The organism is Micromonospora sp. NPDC049529 (assembly GCF_055586685.1).
Genome location: NZ_JBVJHT010000014.1, coordinates 19,338 through 37,618 on the forward strand (window position 1 = coordinate 19,338; position 18,281 = coordinate 37,618).

At 70.7% G+C, this 18,281-nt stretch carries 16 protein-coding genes; 11 read left to right on the plus strand and 5 right to left on the minus strand.

Going from position 1 to position 18,281, the window contains the following annotated elements:
* Positions 1-3: 3 nt before the first annotated feature.
* On the minus strand, positions 4-495 hold the full coding sequence (locus ACZ6QQ_RS24275) for an MSMEG_6728 family protein (RefSeq protein ID WP_465879316.1): 492 nt from the start codon (positions 493-495) through the stop codon (positions 4-6).
* Between the two features lie 111 nt (positions 496-606).
* Between ACZ6QQ_RS24275 and ACZ6QQ_RS24280 the strand changes: the two genes are divergently transcribed.
* From ACZ6QQ_RS24280 to ACZ6QQ_RS24305, 6 genes are all read left to right on the plus strand, one after another.
* The gene (locus tag ACZ6QQ_RS24280) at positions 607-2,406 is read left to right on the plus strand and encodes an NAD-binding protein (RefSeq protein WP_465879318.1); all 1,800 of its coding nucleotides are present in this window, start codon (positions 607-609) and stop codon (positions 2,404-2,406) included.
* 117 nt (positions 2,407-2,523) lie between these two features.
* Positions 2,524-3,789, plus strand: a complete 1,266-nt coding sequence (locus ACZ6QQ_RS24285; protein WP_465879320.1) for an acyltransferase family protein — start codon at positions 2,524-2,526, stop codon at positions 3,787-3,789.
* A gap of 314 nt (positions 3,790-4,103) precedes the next feature.
* The gene (locus ACZ6QQ_RS24290) at positions 4,104-5,585 is read left to right on the plus strand and encodes an O-antigen ligase family protein (RefSeq protein WP_465879321.1); all 1,482 of its coding nucleotides are present in this window, start codon (positions 4,104-4,106) and stop codon (positions 5,583-5,585) included.
* 93 nt (positions 5,586-5,678) lie between these two features.
* Positions 5,679-5,888, plus strand: a complete 210-nt coding sequence (locus tag ACZ6QQ_RS24295; RefSeq protein ID WP_465879323.1) for a hypothetical protein — start codon at positions 5,679-5,681, stop codon at positions 5,886-5,888.
* A gap of 125 nt (positions 5,889-6,013) precedes the next feature.
* Positions 6,014-6,421, plus strand: coding sequence for an SCP2 sterol-binding domain-containing protein (locus ACZ6QQ_RS24300; protein ID WP_465879325.1), 408 nt, complete (start codon positions 6,014-6,016; stop codon positions 6,419-6,421).
* Positions 6,411-8,477, plus strand: coding sequence for an amylo-alpha-1,6-glucosidase (locus ACZ6QQ_RS24305; protein ID WP_465879556.1), 2,067 nt, complete (start codon positions 6,411-6,413; stop codon positions 8,475-8,477). Before ACZ6QQ_RS24300 ends, ACZ6QQ_RS24305 begins: the two co-directional genes overlap by 11 nt.
* A 17-nt stretch (positions 8,478-8,494) precedes the next feature.
* Here ACZ6QQ_RS24305 and ACZ6QQ_RS24310 read toward each other — a convergent pair whose 3' ends face one another.
* Positions 8,495-9,721 (minus strand): DUF4032 domain-containing protein, encoded by a 1,227-nt coding sequence (locus tag ACZ6QQ_RS24310; RefSeq protein WP_465879326.1) that lies wholly within the window; start codon positions 9,719-9,721, stop codon positions 8,495-8,497.
* 262 nt (positions 9,722-9,983) lie between these two features.
* On the opposite strand from ACZ6QQ_RS24310, the gene ACZ6QQ_RS24315 reads away from it, so the two are divergent.
* Together ACZ6QQ_RS24315 and ACZ6QQ_RS24320 are read left to right on the plus strand one after the other, a co-directional pair.
* Positions 9,984-10,715 carry a phosphatase PAP2 family protein gene (locus tag ACZ6QQ_RS24315; protein ID WP_465879557.1) on the plus strand — a complete coding sequence of 244 codons (732 nt, stop codon included), beginning with the start codon at positions 9,984-9,986 and terminating at the stop codon, positions 10,713-10,715.
* A gap of 10 nt (positions 10,716-10,725) precedes the next feature.
* Positions 10,726-12,000, plus strand: coding sequence for an APC family permease (locus ACZ6QQ_RS24320; RefSeq protein ID WP_465879328.1), 1,275 nt, complete (start codon positions 10,726-10,728; stop codon positions 11,998-12,000).
* 125 nt (positions 12,001-12,125) lie between these two features.
* Here ACZ6QQ_RS24320 and nagA read toward each other — a convergent pair whose 3' ends face one another.
* Genes nagA through ACZ6QQ_RS24335 form a run of 3 tightly spaced genes read right to left on the minus strand, consistent with a single transcriptional unit; the run spans position 12,126 to position 15,147 of the window.
* Entirely contained in the window at positions 12,126-13,235 is a 1,110-nt protein-coding gene (nagA, locus tag ACZ6QQ_RS24325) for an N-acetylglucosamine-6-phosphate deacetylase (RefSeq protein WP_465879329.1), read from the minus strand.
* 11 nt (positions 13,236-13,246) lie between these two features.
* A complete protein-coding gene (locus tag ACZ6QQ_RS24330) occupies positions 13,247-14,221 on the minus strand; it encodes an ROK family protein (protein ID WP_465879330.1) in 975 nt (324 codons plus the stop codon).
* Positions 14,218-15,147 carry an SIS domain-containing protein gene (locus tag ACZ6QQ_RS24335; protein WP_465879332.1) on the minus strand — a complete coding sequence of 310 codons (930 nt, stop codon included), beginning with the start codon at positions 15,145-15,147 and terminating at the stop codon, positions 14,218-14,220. The genes ACZ6QQ_RS24330 and ACZ6QQ_RS24335 overlap by 4 nt, the downstream gene beginning before the upstream one ends.
* 193 nt (positions 15,148-15,340) lie before the next feature.
* On the opposite strand from ACZ6QQ_RS24335, the gene ACZ6QQ_RS24340 reads away from it, so the two are divergent.
* The 3 genes from ACZ6QQ_RS24340 (at position 15,341) to ACZ6QQ_RS24350 (ending at position 18,247) form a co-directional block, all read left to right on the plus strand.
* Positions 15,341-16,126 carry a DeoR/GlpR family DNA-binding transcription regulator gene (locus ACZ6QQ_RS24340; RefSeq protein WP_465879333.1) on the plus strand — a complete coding sequence of 262 codons (786 nt, stop codon included), beginning with the start codon at positions 15,341-15,343 and terminating at the stop codon, positions 16,124-16,126.
* A 91-nt stretch (positions 16,127-16,217) separates the two neighbouring features.
* Positions 16,218-17,240, plus strand: a complete 1,023-nt coding sequence (locus tag ACZ6QQ_RS24345) for an ATP-binding cassette domain-containing protein (RefSeq protein ID WP_465879335.1) — start codon at positions 16,218-16,220, stop codon at positions 17,238-17,240.
* Positions 17,237-18,247 carry an ABC transporter permease subunit gene (locus tag ACZ6QQ_RS24350; RefSeq protein ID WP_465879336.1) on the plus strand — a complete coding sequence of 337 codons (1,011 nt, stop codon included), beginning with the start codon at positions 17,237-17,239 and terminating at the stop codon, positions 18,245-18,247. The genes ACZ6QQ_RS24345 and ACZ6QQ_RS24350 overlap by 4 nt, the downstream gene beginning before the upstream one ends.
* Positions 18,248-18,281: the final 34 nt, after the last annotated feature.

Consider the following 18,281-nt stretch of genomic DNA (forward strand, 5'->3'; position numbering starts at 1 on the left):
CTCCTAACCGATGTCCGGGGCCGGGCAGCCCGGTGGGCGGTCCGACGGTGGCCAGACGTACGGCAGGTCCGGTGGGAGGTCACCGAAGAGCGGGCGGTAGAAGTCCGGGTTCTTGCGCAGCAGCGACGCCCGGTGGCTCAGGTGCAGGTCCTCCCGACCGAGCCAGGGCGGCATCTCACCGGCGTCGGCCAACTCGGGCTGGGAACGTACGTGGTCGATGCCGCAGGCGGCGGTCAGGTCCACCATCAGGGTGTCGGCGACGGTGTCGGCCCGACCGGTGGCGCACCACGCGTCGCAGACGTCCAGCCCGTACCGGACCAGCGTCTCCTCGTACCCGGCCCACATCTTCACCGCCGGATGGTGCCGCCAGCCGTACCGGGGCCAGGTCAACGCGCGCAGCACCTGGAGTGCCTCGACCCGCTGCTTGCCCAGCCGCAACGGGTCCAGCGACCGGGCACTGGCACCGAAGTCCGGGTACGGCAGGAACGTCTGCATCCGACTCCACCACCCCTGACCAGTGCCCGCAGGTGGCCGCTGGCCGGACCGTCCACCCGGACCACGGCTCGGCGGGCAGCGCGGGATGATCGTGGTGACTACGATCCGGGCATGGCGGACCCGTGGCGTTTTCGGGCCCGGCGTGCGGTCGAGACCCGGCTGCGCGACGGGCTGCGGACCAACGAAGGCCGTCCCCACTATGTTGTCTGCGGCCAGGACGCCCTGGCCATCCATCTGGTCAACGCGCTGCTGGCCGAGTCGGTACGGGTAACCGTGATCGTTCCGCCGCGCCGTCGGGTGGAGGGCCCGGACATCCGGGCGATCCGGGGCGTACGGGTGCTTCCGGCGGAGCGGCTCGACGAGGAGACGTTCCGGACCGCCGGGGTGGCCGGGGCGCAGGGGCTCGCCCTGATGCACCAGGACGACGTGGGGAACATCCACGCGGCGCTCTGCGCCCAGGAGGTCGAACCCGGGCTGCGGCTGGTCCTGCGGATGTTCAACACCGGGCTCGGCAACAGCGTACGGCCGCTCTTCGCCGACTGCGCGGTCCTCTCCGACGCCTCGATGGCCGCGCCCACCTTCGTCGCGGCGGCGCTCGGCGCGGTGACGCCGACCCATTTCCGGTACCGGGGCCGGACCCTGGTGGTGGCGCAGCGCGCCGACGTACGCCCGGAGCACGTGGTGGCCGGCCTGGCCGACACCACCGACCCCCGGCACGTACGGATCCTGCCCGCCGACGAGGCACGGGCCGACCTGGTGCTGGCCGAGGCGACCGGCCAACCGCCCGGTACGGAGGTCGCCGCGCGCCGGATCAAGCGGGCCCGGCGTCGCCAGCAGCGCCCCACCTCGGTGCTGTGGCGGGCGCTGCGCTCGTTCGCCACCCGCAAGATCGGCATCGCCACCCTGGCGGTGCTCGGGGTGATCGTGGTCTTCGGCTTCCTGCTCGCCCGCGCCGAGCACCTCAGTCTCGCCGAGGCGCTCTACGTCGCGCTGGTCACGACGATCAGCGGCGCCGACCCGGACCCCGGCAAGGCCGCGTCGGCGCAGGCCATGCAGGTGGTGCTGAACCTGGCCGGGCTGGCACTGATCCCGCTGATCACCGCCGCCGTGGTGGACGGCATGGTCAACGCCCGGTTGGCGCTCGACGACGGCCGGCTGCGCCGCCCCCGCAAGGGACACGTGGTGGTGGTCGGGCTCGGCAACGTCGGGACCAGGGTGATGTGGCAGCTGCACGACCTCGGCATCGAGGTGGTCGCCGTCGACAAGGACCCGCAGGCACGCGGGGCGACGGTGGCCCGCCGGCTGAACATCCCGCTGATCGTCGGCGACGGCGCTCGGGAGGAGACCCTGGAGGCGGCGTCGGTGGCCACCTGCCAGGCGCTGGTGGTGGTCTCCACCGACGACGTCACCAACCTCCAGGCGGCGTTGAACGCTCGGGCGGCCAAGCCCGACCTGCGGGTCGTGCTGCGCCTCTACGACGGGGACTTCGCCGACCGGATCCAGCGGGCGTTCAACATCAACATCTCCCGGAGCGTGTCCTACCTGGCCGCGCCGTCCTTTGCCGCCGCCCTGCTCAACCGCGAGATGATCGCGACCATCCCGATCAGCCGGCACGCGCTGCTGGTGGCCGAGGTCCCGATCGCCGCCGGGGCGCCGCTGGTCGGCCACAAACTGGCCGACGTCGACCAGGCCATCGGCGTACGGGTGATCGGGCTGACCCCGGCCGGGCAGGCGAACCTGCTCTGGTCCCCGTCGCGGGAACAGCGGCTCCATGCCGGTGACCGGCTCCTGGTGGTGGTCCGCCGGGCGGCGCTGAGCGCGTTGCTGAAGCAGGCGAGCCCGCCACAGGCCGACCCGGAGCCCCCGGCCCTGCCGACCCAACCGGGCGTCCCCACCGGCGGTCCCGGCTGACCGACCGGCCCCGTACGCGTTCTTCGGTTTATGGGATGCTGTCTTGCCTCAGACTCCTTTTTGCTAGGGCGGTCTTCCTTGTTCCCTCTCCTCCGGCGCGCGGCGCGACGATCAACGATGTCGGTGCCGTTGGGCAAGGCATACCTCGGGCGGGCGAACAGTTTCGGGTTTCTCCGGCTCGTGTTCGCGCTCGCCGTGGTGCTGTCCCACTCGGCCGCGCTCGGCTTCGCGCGTCCGCTGACGGAGCGGTTCGAGCTGAGCGCCCTGGCGGTGTCCGGTTTCTTCCTGGTCTCCGGATTCCTCATCACCCGCAGTGGGCGCCGCACCTCGGTACCCCGTTTTCTCTGGCACCGGGCCCTGCGAATCTGGCCCGGCCTGTGGGCCTGCCTCCTGTTCACCGGCTTCGTCGTCGCCCCGGTGCTGTACCAGCTCCGGCACGGCACGCTCGACGGGCTGTGGCGGACCCCGGGCGTCGGAGTGGTCGACTACCTGGTGAACAACTGGTGGGGCGGCCTGCGGCAGCTGGGCATCGCCGATCTGCTGGTGGGGGACACACCGTACTGGCACTGGCAGGCCGGGAACACGATCAACGGATCGCTCTGGACCCTCGCGTACGAGATCTTCTGCTATCTCGTGGTGGCCGTCCTGGCCGCGCTCACCATCCTGCGCCGGCAGCTGCGCTGGCTCCCGCTGCTCGCGATGGTGGCCGTCCTCGTGGTTCTCTGCTGGAACTACTACCAGCAGACCGCCGGTGGTGAGGGGATCGCCATGACCGGCGCCATCGGTCCGCTGCCGCTGCTCGGCGCGCTCCAGAAGAACTACCTTCTCTGGTACGGCTTCATGTTCCTCGTCGGCGGCGTCGCCGAGCTGTACGCCGACCGCCTGCCGATCAACGACGTACTCGGCGTGCTCGCGCTCGCGGTCATGGGCTGGTTCGTCTTCAACGGAGGCATCCTCGGTCCGGGCCTGATCGCCTACGCGTACGTCATCCTCTGGCTCGCGGTGCGGTTGCCGAAAGCCCTGCACCGGGTCGGACAGACCAACGACTACTCGTACGGTATCTACATCTACTCGTTCATCGTGCAGCAGTTGATGGCCAAGGCCGGGGTGCAGGCGATCGGGGTCTTCGGCTTCTTCGTGGTCAGTTCCCTGATCAGTGCCGTACTCGCGGTGCTCTCCTGGCACCTGGTGGAGAAGCAGGCGCTGCGGCTCAAGGACTGGACGCCGGCCCTCCTGCGTGAGTCGTCCGACGGCCCGCCGCAGCCGTCGGACGGCGGCCGGCCGACAGCGGACGTGCCGGACGGCCGTCCGGCCACGGCGCCGGTCCGTTTCGGGGCGGTGGAGGTCGCTCGGGATCCGGCTGCGGTAACCAGGGCCGGCTGAGCCGGTACCGCCTTTCGATCACCTCGGCGGGCGCCGACTTTCCGAGAATGGCAAACTGCGGGAGTAATCCGGCGCCTGTCGAAGTTCGAAGAACTCTGCCGGCGGAGCCGCTTTTCTGCCGGCCGGGTTACTGCTTTGTTAATACCGGGTAACGAGGGCTGCTTCCCTGTGAGTGGAGGCAATCCCGGGCCCGCACCGGACTCGGCGCAGTTGCGGGTCCGTCGGTTCGATCGTGCCGACACGGTCGAACCAGACCCGGGCCGGTGGCGACCGCCGGGCCAACAGGCGCTCGGGTCGGTGCGTAGTATGCCACGGTGCGAGTATGGACGGACTGGGTCGAGAGCATGTCGCGTCGTTCGCGCTACCTCAGCCTGGGTCTTGGCGTACTGGCGGCCGGGTTGCTGGTGGCCGGCCGGTGGGACCTCTCGCTCGCGGTCGGTGCCGGCGCACTACTCGGTTGGGCGATGAAGGATCCGGTAAGGGTCACCTGGGCCATATTCATCGTAGCCTTCGCTCTTCCGGTGACAATCAACTTCGGCTATCCGACCAATCCTTCCTACACGCTGCTGTTTCTGCTGTTCGTCCTCGCAGTCTGGGGTGGTGTGCTCCGCGCCGGGAACGACCGGTGGCATCCGATGCTGTTCGGTGCGGTGCTCCTGCTTCCCGCGTCGGCGCTGCTCGCCGGCCTGGTGCACTGGTACGGAATCAAACCGGTTATCGTCGGCATCGCACCCCTGCTGGCCATCGGCACATGGTGCTGGCGCGTTATCGAAGAATCGCGTCGGAATCCCCAGCTGATCAGGCGGATAGCCGAGGCGTTCACCTGGTTCAGCGTTGCCGTCGCCGTTTTCGCCAAATACCAGAGCATGTCCGGCACCTGGCCGATCTTCGACCAGCTCGCGTACCACTGGACCTACACCTCGCTGTTCGACCCGACCCGAGCCGCAGGTCTTTCGGGACATCCCATCATCTACGGCAGTTTCGCCATGGCGATGGCACTTGTCGCGCTGATCGTCCGGGGTCGGTACTGGTACGTCCCCTTCACCGCAAACCTGGTCGGACTCGTGCTCTCCGGTACGCGCAGCGCGTGGGTCGGCATGGTCCTCGCCCTCACCCTGTGGCTGCTCTACGAATGGCGCAAGGTCTCCTGGCGCGGCCTCGCCAGCGCGGTGGCCATCGCCGTGATCGCCTTCGGGTTCGTGGCGGTGAACCCACCCATCCACTCGGGCAACCCGACTCCGTCGGCTTCCTCGCCGAACAGCTCCAGCTCCAGCACCCGGTCCAGCGACTCGGTCCGGGCGGCCGGGGCACGCATGTCCGACCCCATCGGTTCGGCCAGTGCGAACGCGAGATTCACCCGTATCGAAGCGGCCTGGGACGGCATCACCGACAACTGGTCCACGGTCGTCTTCGGCCACGGGCCGGAGGCGAACGTGCGTTACCTGGAGGGGACCGGTATCGGCGACGGTCAGGCACAGGTTTTCGACAACACCTATCTGAGCTTCTGGTACAACTACGGCCTCATCGGCGTGGCCTGCCTGGCTGCGCTCCTGCTGGGTGCGTACTCGCGGTTCCGGTCGCTGCCGACCCGGGTGCTGCTCGTCGGGTTCGCGGCCCAGGTGTTTTTCTTCGACGTGTGGCTCTGGATCGGTGCGGTGGCCGTGTTCGTCCTGGCCGTCGGCATGGGCGCCTCGGGCAACCCGGCATGGGTGACCCCGTCGCCCCGAGCCCTCCTTCCGGGCCGCCGGCGTGCTCGGGTGGAACCGCGGGTCGGAGAGATGACCCTGCAATCCTGACCACCGGGTGGTGGCTGGTCAGCGCCGTGGTGGTCGTCACCGCCCTGCTGACCTGGGCGTTCTGGCCGGCCCCACCGGTACACGATCGTGCTGGTGCCGCCCGACGCGGCCGAGGTGATCGGCTACGACCGTACGGACGTGGGGTTGCGGATGTTCCGTAACGGGGACTGGGACCACAACCCGGGCGACCTGGACGAGGCGGCCGACCTGATCCAGCAGGCGTGCGGCGAGCCCGTCACCCTTGTCGAGCACCACTCCGACCTGACCTACTGGACGGCCAGGCTACGTCCGACCGCCGACTGAAACAGCCTCCCGCCTGAGAAGACAGCTCATCCCATCGGGGTGATGCAGAACCAACCTTCGCCGGGTCACGCTGACCCTGACCCGTGCACGCGGGCCGGACGGGCCAGCTCGGAGGAGGCGGATGGGTGGACCGGACGGGGGAGTACTTCGCGGGTCCGGCGCGGCAGCGCATCCATCTGCTGCCCCGTGGCTTCGCGGCGACCGTACGCATCGACCTGCGCCGGCCCGACGGCATGACCCACTGGTACCTGACCGTGAGCGACAAGGGCCTCTCCGTCTGGCCGGACGGTGAGCGGGAGGCGGACGGCGTACTCGGTGCCGACGGTGAGGTGTTCGACCAGTTGGTGACCGGGGGCGACGTGACGACGGCGACGCTGCGCCACGAGGTGACGTACGTCGGGTCGCAGCGCGCCCTGGTCTACTTCGAACGCCTGCTGCCCGGCCCACCGGGCGCGCGCGGCCCGGAGCGGGTGTCCGGCGCCAGCACGGGCGGGCGGCATCACGTCGGGGGCGGCCAGAATGGTGCAGTCTGAGCAGATCAGCATCCTGGCCGGGCTGGCCTACGTCGTCAGCGATCGCAGCGGAGACGTTGACCCGGCCCCCGGTGACCCGGACGGGCTCTACTTCCTCGACACCCGGTTCCTGTCCAGGTGGATTCTGACGGTCAACGGGGAGCGCCTGACCCCGCTCTCCGTCGACGACCTCCAGTATTTCGAGGCGCGATTCTTCCTCGTACCCGGTCAACCGACGCACTACGTCAACACCACCCTCTCGGTGATCCGCTACCGCTCGATCGCGGCCGGTTTCGAGGAAGAGGTGACGGTGCTGAACAGCAGCGGTGAGCCGGCCGAGGTGACGATCCGGTTGGATGCGGCCAGCGACTTCGCCGACGTCGACCGGATCAGCCTCCCGGACGTACACGACGACCCTCGACCCGGGAAGAAGGGGAGGTTCTACCACGAGGCCGGCGACAACCACCTGCACCTGTGCTACGTCCGCGAGAAATTCCACCGGGCGACGCTGATACAGACCACTGAGGCGGCGCGGGTCGACCAGGGCGGGATGACCTTCACCGTCCTGATTCCGGCCCAGGGGAGCTGGACCACCTCGTTTCGGGTGATGACCGACATGTGGGCGCCCGGCGGCGAGGACACCGCCAGCAAGGAAGCCCTGATGCGCAAGACGAAGGAGGGAATGCGGGAGGAACTGGACCAGTGGGTCGCCCATGCACCCCGGCTGGAGTGTGACTACGAGCCGCTCGCCGAGGCGTACCGCCGGAGCCTGGTCGATCTGGCCGCGCTGCGGATTCCGGGGCTCGACGGCATCGGCCCGATCCCGTCCGCCGGCCTGCCCTGGCTGAACACGGTGGTCGGCCGGCAGAACATCTTCACCAGCCTGCAAACACTGCCCTACCTGCCCGAGTTGGCCTCGACCACGCTGCGGACGTTGGCTGCCTTCCAGGGGACGAAGCTCGACGACTTCCGGGAGGAGGAGCCCGGGAAGATTGTCCACCTGCTTCGCTGGAACGAGGCCGCAGCCTTCCGGGAAACCCCGAACGCCCGCTACTACGGCTCGGTCGACGCGACACCGCTCTTCGTCGTCCTGCTCGACGAATACGAACGCTGGACCGGCGACGCGGAACTGGTCCGCGAGTTGGAGCGGGAGGCGCGGGCCGCACTCCACTGGATCGACGAGTGGGGCGACCTGGTCGGCGACGGATACCTCTGGTACCAAGCGCCCCGCGCCTCGGGCAAGGAGCCCAACCAGTCGTGGAAGGAATCCGAGCGGGCGATCTGCTACGCCGACGGCCGGCTGCCCGGCTTCCCCCGTGCCACCTGCGAGGTGCAGGGCTACGCGTACGCGGCGAAGGTGCGCGGTGCCCGGCTGGCTCGCACCTTCTGGGACGATCCCGCGTACGCCGACCGACTCGAAGACCAGGCCGCCGAGCTGCGGGAACGGTTCAACCGGGACTACTGGCTGCCCGACCGGCGGTACTACGCGCTGGCCCGTGAGGCCGACGGCAGCCAGGTCGACGCGCTCGCCTCGAACCTGGGACACCTGCTCTGGAGCGGCATCGTCGAGCCGGACCGGGCGGACGCCCTGGTCGAGCACCTGCTCGGGCCCCGACTCTTCTCCGGTTGGGGAGTGCGCACACTCGCCGACGGCGAGGCAAAATACAACCCGGTCGGTTACCACGTCGGCGCCGTCTGGCCGTACGAGAACTCGATCATCGCCGAGGGCCTGCGCCGCTACGGGTACGCGGCCGAGGCGGGAACGATCGCGCGGGTGACGTTCGAGGCGGCGCGCTACTTCCAGGGGCGGCTGCCCGAGGCGTTCGCCGGCTACGACCGGCAGCTCACCACCGCCCCGGTGCGCTTTCCCACGGCCACCAGCCCGCAGGGGTGGTCAGCGGGGGCGGTGCTGTCGTTGCTGCGTACCGTGCTCGGCCTGGAGCCGTACGCGGATCACCTGGTGGTCAAGGCCGCCGTGCCCCCCGAACTGGGACAGATCGCCCTGCTTCACCTATGCGGACCGTGGGGCATGGCAGACGCACTCGGCCGCCCCAGCGCCTCCGCCCCGTACTCCTGACGGTGTAGCGGTGCCTATCAGCCCGTTATGGCTGGTACGGGTACGCCCAGCACCGCCTGCTCGTCCGGCCGGTGCACCAGTACGTCGGCCAGGAACGACTGCACCGCCGGGGCCAGCCCGACATCCCGCCCGGCCTGCTCGGACAACCGCCACCGGTGCTCGATGATCTGCACGAACAGCTCCGCCGGCTCCAGTTTCTTGCGCAGATGCGCCGGAACCGCCCGTACGACGGGTTCGAAGACCTCGGTCAGCCAGCGGTGCGCGGACTGTTGCTCGTCGGACAGGTCGCTCTCGGCCCGGTAGGTGTCCAGGTCGTTGAGCAGCCGCCGGGCCTGGTTCTCCTCGGCGTCCAGGCCGGTCAGCCGGAGCAGCCGCCGGCTGTGGTAACCCGCGTCGACCACCTTCGGCCGGACCAGGTACCGCCCGTTGTCCACAAGCGACATCGCCACCTCGGCAACGTCGAAGCCCATCTCGTTCAGCCGCCGAATCCGGCCCTCGATGTCGTGCCGGTCGTCCCGCTCCACCTGCTGCTCGTACGTGATCTCGTGCCAGAGCCGCTCGTAGCGCTCGACCACCTGGTCGGCGACCTCCTCCGGGTCGATGGCCTCGTGCAGCAGGCCTGCCGCCTGGAGGTCGAGCGCCTCGCCGAAGATGTTCACCCGGGCGATCTCGATGTCCTCGCCGCGTTGCCCGTTCGACAGTTTGGTGCGCAACGCCCCGGTCTCCGCGTCGACCAGGTAGGCGGCGAACGCCCCGGCATCGCGGCGGAACAGGGTGTTCGACAGCGAGCAGTCGCCCCAGAAGAAACCGGTCAGGTGCATCCGTACGATCAGCGCGGCCAGCGCGTCCAGCAACCGAGTCATCGTCTCCGGGCGCAGCGTGTGCGAGAACAGCGCCCGGTACGGCAGCGAGAACTGCAAGTGCTTCGTGATCAGTACGGGGTCCAGCGGCTCCCCGGCGTCGTCCTGCCGGTCGGCGACGATCGCCACCGCCTGCACCGACGGGAAGTCGATCCGTTCCAGGGCCCGGAGCAGGTCGTACTCGCGCTCGGCGACACGTTCGCCGGTCTCCTTGACCGCGTACACGGTGTTGGCCAGGCGGACGAAACGGACGATGTGCCGGGAGATGCCCTGCGGAAGGGCTACCAGGTGGTCAGCCGGCCACTGCTCCAGCGGCGTCGACCACGGTAGATCGAGCAGTGCCGGATCCACGAGGGCCGAAGTAATACGCACGGAGACCAGCATGCCGCCTCCACCCCCGCTCCCACCCCCCACCGTGTCCCGTCACACACCACCCACCCCCACCCCGGTCAGGACCCCACTCTTGTAGAGAAAACGTGCCTTGGGAGGGCGTAATTACCACTCATTCTCTGTAAGTGTGCGGATCTTGGGCGGGGGGAGTGGGGGGTGTGTGCGGGCACGGGGGCGGGGTGTGGGGGCGGGGTAGCGTGGGCGGGTGCGAGACAGTGGGCGGGGGACCGGGACGGTACGGCGATCAGCTTTTCGGCTGCGGCCGGTGTACCCGGCCGGCTGGTGGTTCGACGCACTGCTGCTGATCGGCCTGGCCGGAATCACCCTCGCCCTCGCCAACGGCCACCTATACGGCCTCGACCAGTCCGTACGGGAGTGGAGCGACACCCACCGCCCCGACGTCGCCTACTGGTTCGCCCGGGTGTTCAACTACCTCGGTCAGGGCGGCTGGCTGCTCACCCCGCTCGCCGCGATCCTCGGCATCGCCACCGGCCTGCGCTCCCGCTCGATCCGGCCGCTGCTGGTGGTCGCCGCCGCGTTCGTCGCCACGTACGTCACCATCGGGCCGTTCAAGATCTGGACCGACCGGGCCGCACCCAGCTCGGATCTGCCGCCCGCCGAGTCGGTCAAGATCTTCAACAGTCACCTGCCGGTCGACGAATACAGCATGTCCTATCCGTCCGGGCACGTCGCCAACGCCATCATCTGGTACGGCGTCATCTCCCTGCTCCTGGTCGCGCTGCTGCGTACGCTGGGCCGACCGCACCCGCCCGCCGGCCTGGCACTGGCGATCCGGATCGCGCCCCCGGCGATCGTCTTCTGCACCACCACCTACCTGAGCTTCCACTGGATCACCGACAGCGTCGCGGGACTGCTGCTCGGGCTCTTCGTCGACCGGCTGCTCACCCGCGTGCCCTGGGACGATGTCCCACTGCCCCGCCTGCCCGGCGGCGTCGACCGACCCGGAGTGTTCACCTCCACCTCCTAGGCTGCCGGCCGTGGAGCGACAACAGGCGACGGCAGCACGGCTGGACCGGCGGCTCGGCGTACCCGATGCGGTGGTCATCGGACTCGGCTCGATGCTCGGCGCGGGCGTCTTCGTGGTCTTCGCCCCGGCGACCGCCGCCGCCGGCAGCGGCACCGGCCTGCTGACCGCGCTCGCCGTCGCCGGCTTCGTCGCCTACTGCAACGCCACCAGTTCGGCCCGGCTCGCCGCCCGCTACCCCGAGTCCGGCGGCACCTACGTCTACGGACGGGAGCGGCTCGGCAACCTCGCCGGCTTCCTCGCCGGCTGGGCGTTCGTCGCCGGCAAGACCGCCAGCTGCGCCGCGATGGCACTCACCATCGGTGCCTACCTGTGGCCGGGGCAGGCCAGGATCGTCGCGGTGATCGCCGTGCTCGCCGTCACCGCGGTCAACCTCGGCGGGATCACCAAGACCGCCCGCGCCACCCGCTGGCTGGTGGCCGCCACCCTCACCGTGCTCGGCGTGGTCGCGATCGTCGGCCTCACCGCCGGGTCCCTCGACGCGTCCCGGCTCACCGACAGCGCCGGCATCAGCGGGTACGGCGTACTCGGCGCCGCGGGGCTGCTCTTCTTCGCCTTCGCCGGGTACGCCCGGATCGCCACCCTCGGCGAGGAGGTACGCGATCCGGAGCGGACGATCCCGCGCGCGGTGCCGCTGGCACTGGGCCTGGTGCTGCTGGTCTACCTGAGCCTCGCCGCGATCAGCCTCTCGGTGCTCGGCGCCGACCGGCTCGCCGCCTCGTCGGCACCACTGGCCGACGTGGTCACCGCCGCCGGCCTACCCGCCCTCACCTGGCCGGTACGCGTCGGCGCGGCGGTCGCCGTCACCGGCGTACTGCTGGCGCTGGTCGCCGGGGTCGGCCGGACCATGCTGGCGATGGCCCGCCGCCGTGACCTGCCCGGCGCGCTCGCCGCCGTACACCCCCGACGCCGGGTTCCGCACCGGGCCGAGCTGCTGGTGGCAAGCGTGGTGATCGTGCTGGTCAGCCTCGGCGACCTCGGTACGGCGATCGGCTTCTCCAGCTGCACCGTGCTGGTCTACTACGCGATCACGAACGCGGCGGCCCTCACCCTCGGGCGCGACCCGGGCCGTCGGCTGCCCGTACAACCGCTGGCCGCCCTGGGCCTGATCGGCTGCCTCACCCTGGCAGCGACCCTCCCCCTGACCAGCGTCCTTTCCGGCCTAGCCGTACTCGTCCTCGGTGCCCTAACCCACACCCTCCTCTCCCGCCGCCCCACCGTCCCCTGAACGCGATCTAGGGCAAATGGTTGTTGATAAAGATCAACTAGCAACCATTTGCCCTAGATCGCGGGTGGAGTGAGGCGGCGCGGGGAGGGGGGAAGGGGGAGGGGAGGGGGGAGGGGGTTAGGGGGTTAGGGGAGCCAGGTGCCGGCGCGCATGACGCGGACGACCTGGAGGTTGTCGTCGAGTTCCACCAGGTCGGCGCGGTGGTTGGGGATCAGGGCGCCCAGGTGGTCGCCGAGGCCGATGGCGCGGGCGGGGGTGGTGGAGGCCATCCGACAGGCGTCGGGGAGGGCGATCCCGGCTTCTACCGCGCGGCGCAGGGCGGCGTCCATGGTGAGGGTGCTGCCGGCGATGGCACCGTCGCGGGCCAGCCGGGCCCCCCGGTCGGCCACCACGACGGCCTGACCGCCCAGCTCGTACTCGCCGTCGGGCATGCCGGCGGCGGCCATCGCGTCGGTGATCAGGGCGGACCGGTCCGCGCCGCCGACCGAGGCGGCGAAGTGCAGCGTGCCGTCGTGCAGGTGGATACCGTCGGCGACCAGCTCGCAGACCACGCCCGGGGCGCCGAGCAGCGCGAAGACCGGGCCGGGTTCGCGGTGGTGCGGCGAGCGCATCCCGTTGAACAGGTGGGTGGCGACGGTCGCCCCGGCGTTCACCGCGGCCGTGGTCTGCTCGTACGTGGCGTCGGTGTGCCCGACCGCGGCGACCACCCCACGGGAGACGAGCAGCTGGATCGCGTCCAGTGCACCGGGACGCTCCGGGGCGATGGTGACCATGCGGATCGCGCCCTCGCCGGCGTCGATCAGCTCGCCGAGTTCGTCGAGCGACGGGTCGCGCAGGAACTCCGGGTTCTGCGCCCCGCACCGGACCTCGGACAGGTACGGCCCCTCGAAGTGGACCCCGGCGAGCACCCCCTCCTTCACCAGCGGGGCGAACGCGGAGGTTGCCTGGTGCATCAGCTCGGTCGGCGAACTGACCAGGCTGGCCAGCAGGGTGGTTGTGCCGTGCGAGAGGTGGAAACCGGCCGCCGCGCGGGCCGCGTCGGCGTCCCCGGTGGTGAAGGTGTGCCCGCCGCCGCCGTGGGTGTGGATGTCGACGAAGCCCGGCACGATCCAGTTCCCGTCCCGGATCGACGGGTACTCGGCGACCGCGGTGATCCGCTCGCCGTCGAGTTCCACACAACCCTGCCGGATGACTCCGGTCGGGGTAACCACCTTGCCAGTCACGCGTTCCGTCACGAGGGCTCCTACTAGCGGTCGGGGATGGGGGCGGTGCCGATGGCGTCGAGGGCGAGCAGGGCGGCACCGAGACAGCCGGCCTCGTCGCCGAGCGCGGCCGGGACCAGCTCCGGTTCCCGGTGGAAGGTCAACCGGGCGCGCAGGGCAGCCCGCAGCGGGACGAGCAGCTCGTCGCCCGCCTCGGCCAGGCCGCCACCGACCACCACCACCGCCGGGTCGTAGAGCGCCTGCGCGGTCAGCAGCCCGTCGGCGAGCGCCTCGACGGTCTCCTGCCAGATCCGGGTGGCGAGCTTCTCCCCGGCCACCGCCCGGCGGGCCACCTCGGCGGCGCTCGCCGGTCGACCGGCCAGTTCGGTGTAACGGCGGCCGACGGCGGCGGCCGAGGCGACCGCCTCCAGACAGCCGACCTGGCCGCAGCCGCAGCGGGGTCCGTCGGGGCGTACGACGATGTGCCCGAGTTCGCCGGCCGCGCCGTGGGCGCCGACGAACGCCGTACCGTCGATGGTGAGCGCGGCGGCGATGCCGGTGCCGATGGCGACGAAGAGCACGTACCGGCCGCCCCGGCCGGCGCCGATCCGCGCCTCCGCGATGCCGCCCGCGCGCACGTCGTGGCCGAGCGCCGCCGGCAGCCCGAGGTGTTCGCCGGCCAGGGCCCGCAGCGGTACGTCGCGGAAGCCCACGTTCGCCGACCAGACCGCCACCCCGGCGGCCTCGTCCACCACCCCGGGCACGGCGATGCCGACGGCCACCGGGTCGAGCCCGTCGGCGCGGGCCCGGTCGGCGAGGCCCCCGGCCACGTCGAGGATGGTCCGCACCACCGCGTCGGGTCCCCGGTCGGCGCGGGTGGGGTGCCGTTCGGTGTGGTGGCTGGTGCCGTCGGGACGGACCAGCGCGCACTTGATGCCGGTGCCGCCGACGTCGAGCGCGATGACGACGGACGGATCGGTGGGCGGGGTGGACCGGGCCGGCGGGGCGGCCTGGGTCACGTCAGCACCACGGAGCGGGTGAGGTTGCGCGGGGTGTCCGGGTCCAGGCCACGGGTGGCGGCGAGGGCCACCGCGAACCGCTGGGCGAGGATCAGGTCGGCCATCGGGTCGAGCGCCGTACGGCCGGCGGCCCAGTCACCGAGCACGGTGTGGGTGCCGTTGGTGCGACTGTGGACGAAGGCGGCGCCGGTGGTGGTGATCTCCTCGGCCAGCCCTTCCGGGATGTCGCCGAACGCCCACACCATCCGACCGGGGCCGGCGATGGCGATCGGGCCGTGCCGGTAGTCCATCGCCGGGTACGCCTCGGACCAGAAGGTGGCCGCCTCCCGGCACTTCAGGGCGGCCTCCTGGGCCAGCCCGATGGTCCAGCCCCGGCCGAGGAAGGTGGCCTGTTCGATCTGGGCCGGGTCGACCGGCAGCGGAGCGCGTACGGCCACCTCGGCGTCGTGGGCCAGGGCGGTGAGGTTCTCGCCGAGGTGTGCCCGCAGCAGCGCCAGGGCGCTGGTGGCGAAGCGGGTCTGCACCACGGATCGCTCGTCGGCGAAGGGCAGCTGCACGTTCGTGGTGGCGAGCCCGACGGCGGGTGATGCGGGGTCGCCGACGATGACCGTGCTGGCGGTCCGGCCGTGGACCTCGGTGAGCAGGTCGAGGACCTCGGTGGTGGTGCCGGAGCGGGTGATCGCGATGATCCGGTCGTAGTGGCGGCCGGTGGGGAACTCCGACGCCTGGAACGCGTCGGTTTCGCCGTGGCCGGCGCGTTCGCGCAGGGCGGCGTACGCCATGGCGATGAACCAGGAGGTGCCGCAGCCGACGACGGCGACCCGCTCGCCCCGTCGGGGTAGTGCGTCGGCCGACGGGCCGGCGAGTGCGGCGGCCTGCAACCAGCAGTCGGGCTGGCTGTTGATCTCCGCGTCGACGTACGCCATCAGGGCTCCCTCGCTGGCGTGAACTGCTGCGCGATACCGTTCGTTCCGACCGTCTTTCGCGCGTTATTCTGCTCGAAACACGTTCGGCCTGGCAACTGTGGTGCAGCTTCGCGCAGACGTACTCTTTGCGTCACCGTAGTTTCGCGCACTAGTGTGCACGCAATCAATCACCGTACGTGCATGGAGGCTCGCGGTGGACCGGTACGCGAGATGGAACGCACTGCTGGAGCTGCTGACCGAGAGCGGCCGGGTCAGCGTGGAGGACGCCGCCGCGCGGCTCGACGTCTCGCAGGCGACCATCCGGCGTGACTTCGACCAGCTCGCCCAGCAGCAGATGATCAACCGGACCCGCGGTGGGGCGGTCGCCAACGGAGTCTCCTACGACCTGCCGCTGCGGTACAAGACCGCCAAGCACTCGGCCGAGAAGCAGCGTATCGGCACCGCCGCCGCCGCACTGGTCGCGCCCGGCATGGTGGTCGGCCTCAACGGCGGCACCACCACCACCGAGGTCGCCCGCGCCCTCGCCGTCCGGCCCGACCTCAACACCAGCGCCGACGGCTCCCAGCTCACCGTCGTCACCAACGCGCTGAACATCGCCAACGAACTGCTGGTCCGGTCCCGGATGAAGATCGTGGTGGCCGGCGGCGTGGTCCGCCCGCAGTCGTTCGAACTGGTCGGACCGCTCGGCGGGGCGCTGCTGCGCGAGGTCACCCTGGACGTCGCCCTGCTCGGGGTGGACGCGATCGACGTGCAACTCGGCGCGGCCGCCCACCACGAGGGCGAGGCGTCGATGAACAACCTGATGGTGGCGCGGGCGAAGCGAGTGGTGATCATCGCGGACTCCTCCAAACTGGGCGGTCACGCCTTCGCCCGGATCTGCCCGGTGGAACGGGTCGAGACCCTGGTCACCGACTCCGGCGCGGACCCGACCATCGTCGAGGGCTTCCGCCAGGCCGGCGTACACGTCATCACCGCCTGACCGAAGCGGCCGTTTTCCGTGTTCGGGGCATGTCGGGCCGACACATCGACTACGGTGGCGCGAGTCGCAACCGTTGCACGGGAGGTCGGCGTTGACGGCCGTACTGGAGATCGAGGGTCTGCGGAAGACCTACCGGAGTAGACGCCGAGGCACCCGACACGCCCTGGACGGCTTCGACATGCTGGTCGAGGCGGGGCAGGTGCACGGCTTCCTCGGTCCGAACGGCTCCGGTAAGACGACCACCCTGCGTACGCTGCTCGGTCTGCTCCGGGCCAACGACGGCCGGATGGCGATCCTCGGCCGTGAGGTGCCGGCCGCCCTGCCCGAGGTCGCGGGCTCGGTGGGCGCGATCGTCGAGAGCCCGCAGTTCTTCCCGAACTTCACCGCCACCGACACCCTCTCCCTGCTCGCCGGTGCCGGCGGGGTGCCCCAGACACGGGTCACCGAGGTGCTCGAACTGGTCGGCCTGCGCGACCGGGCCGGTGACCGGGTCAGGTCCTACTCGCTGGGCATGAAGCAGCGGCTGGCGGTCGCTTCCGCGCTGTTGAAGAACCCGCGACTGCTGATCCTGGACGAGCCGGCCAACGGCCTCGACCCCGGCGGCATCCGGGAGATGCGGGCGCTGATGCGCAACCTGGCCTCCTCCGGCATGACGGTGGTGCTCTCCAGCCACATCCTCGGCGAGGTGCAGCTCATCTGCGACTCCGTCACCATCATCTCGCGCGGTCGGCGCGTCGCCGCCGGACCGGTCTCCCAGGTCCTCGCCCAGCACGCCGGCAGCGGCCTGCGGGTACGCCTGGAGGCGGTCACCGAACTGCCGGCGGCTGCCGAGGTGCTGGCCCGGTCCGGCGCCCGGGTGACCACCGAAGCCGACCACCTGATGGTGTACGGCGTCGAACAGCCCGCCCAGGTCAGCCGCTTGCTCGCCGGCCACGACCTGTACGTCAGCGAACTGGTCCCGGTCACCGCCGACCTGGAGAGCGTCTTCCTGGACCTGACCGCCACCGCACCGGTGCCCGGTCAACACCGCCAGGTCGACGAGTCCGCGCTCGTCGGCGGCACCGATCCAGGGGCCGCCGGATCCGGCGGTACACCGGGAGGTTGGGGAGTATGAGCCTCTACACCACCGAACTGCGCCGGATCTTCAAGCGCCGGCTGACCCGGCTGATGCTGGGCCTGGTCGTACTCGGGCTGGCCGGCATCGCGATCGCGTTCACCGTGAACAGCCACAAGGTCGGTCCGGCGCAGGTGGCCGCCGCCGAGGTCCGGGCCGAGGCGGCGTACCAGGAGCAGGTGCGCTACCACGACGAATCCGTACGCGCCTGCGAGGCGGCGAAGGCGGCCGGTGCCGGTGTGGAGCAGTTCCCGCCGGACTGCGGGCGGGAGTGGGCACCGACCCGGGACAACTTCCAGGCGCAGTGGTTCATGCCGTACCAGTTCGATTTCCGGAAGGAGTTCGGCGCCTTCATCGCCATCTTCGCCGGCATCCTGGCGCTGTTCGGGTTCGTCGTCGGCGCCTCGTACGTCGGGGCGGAGTGGCACACCGGCGGGATGACCAACCTGCTGCTCTGGCGGCCGAAACGGCTGACCGTGCTACTTACCAAGCTCGCCGCGCTGCTCAGCACGATTCTCGGGCTGAGCCTGGTGCTCGGGGCACTCTGGACGGCGGCGTTCTGGCTGATCGGCCGGTACGACGGGGTGACCGGAAAACTGACCCGGGGCGTCTGGGAGTCGTTCGCGCTCTCCGGCCTGCGCGCGGTCGGACTGGTGCTCGCCGTCGCCGCGATCGCCTTCGGCCTGGCCTCGTTGGGTCGGCACACCGCGATGGCGCTCGGGGTCGCGGTCGGCGTCACCGTGGTCAGCGAGATCGGCGTACGGACCATCATGGGCCTGATCGGCACCCCGTTCGGCGACCGGTACGTCCTGTCCACGTATGCGCTCGCCTGGTTCCAGAAGTCGTGGACGCTCCTCGACTACGAGTCGTGCAACTTTCGCCAGGGCGAGTGCGTGCCCGGCGAACTCGTCCTCACCTGGCAGGACTCCGGCCTGGTCTTCGGCATCGGTACGGCACTGGTGCTCGCCGCCACGATCTGGGCGATGCGCCGCCGCGACGTCACCTGATCGGGGCCGGTCGTCGGCCAACCCCGCGCAGTGG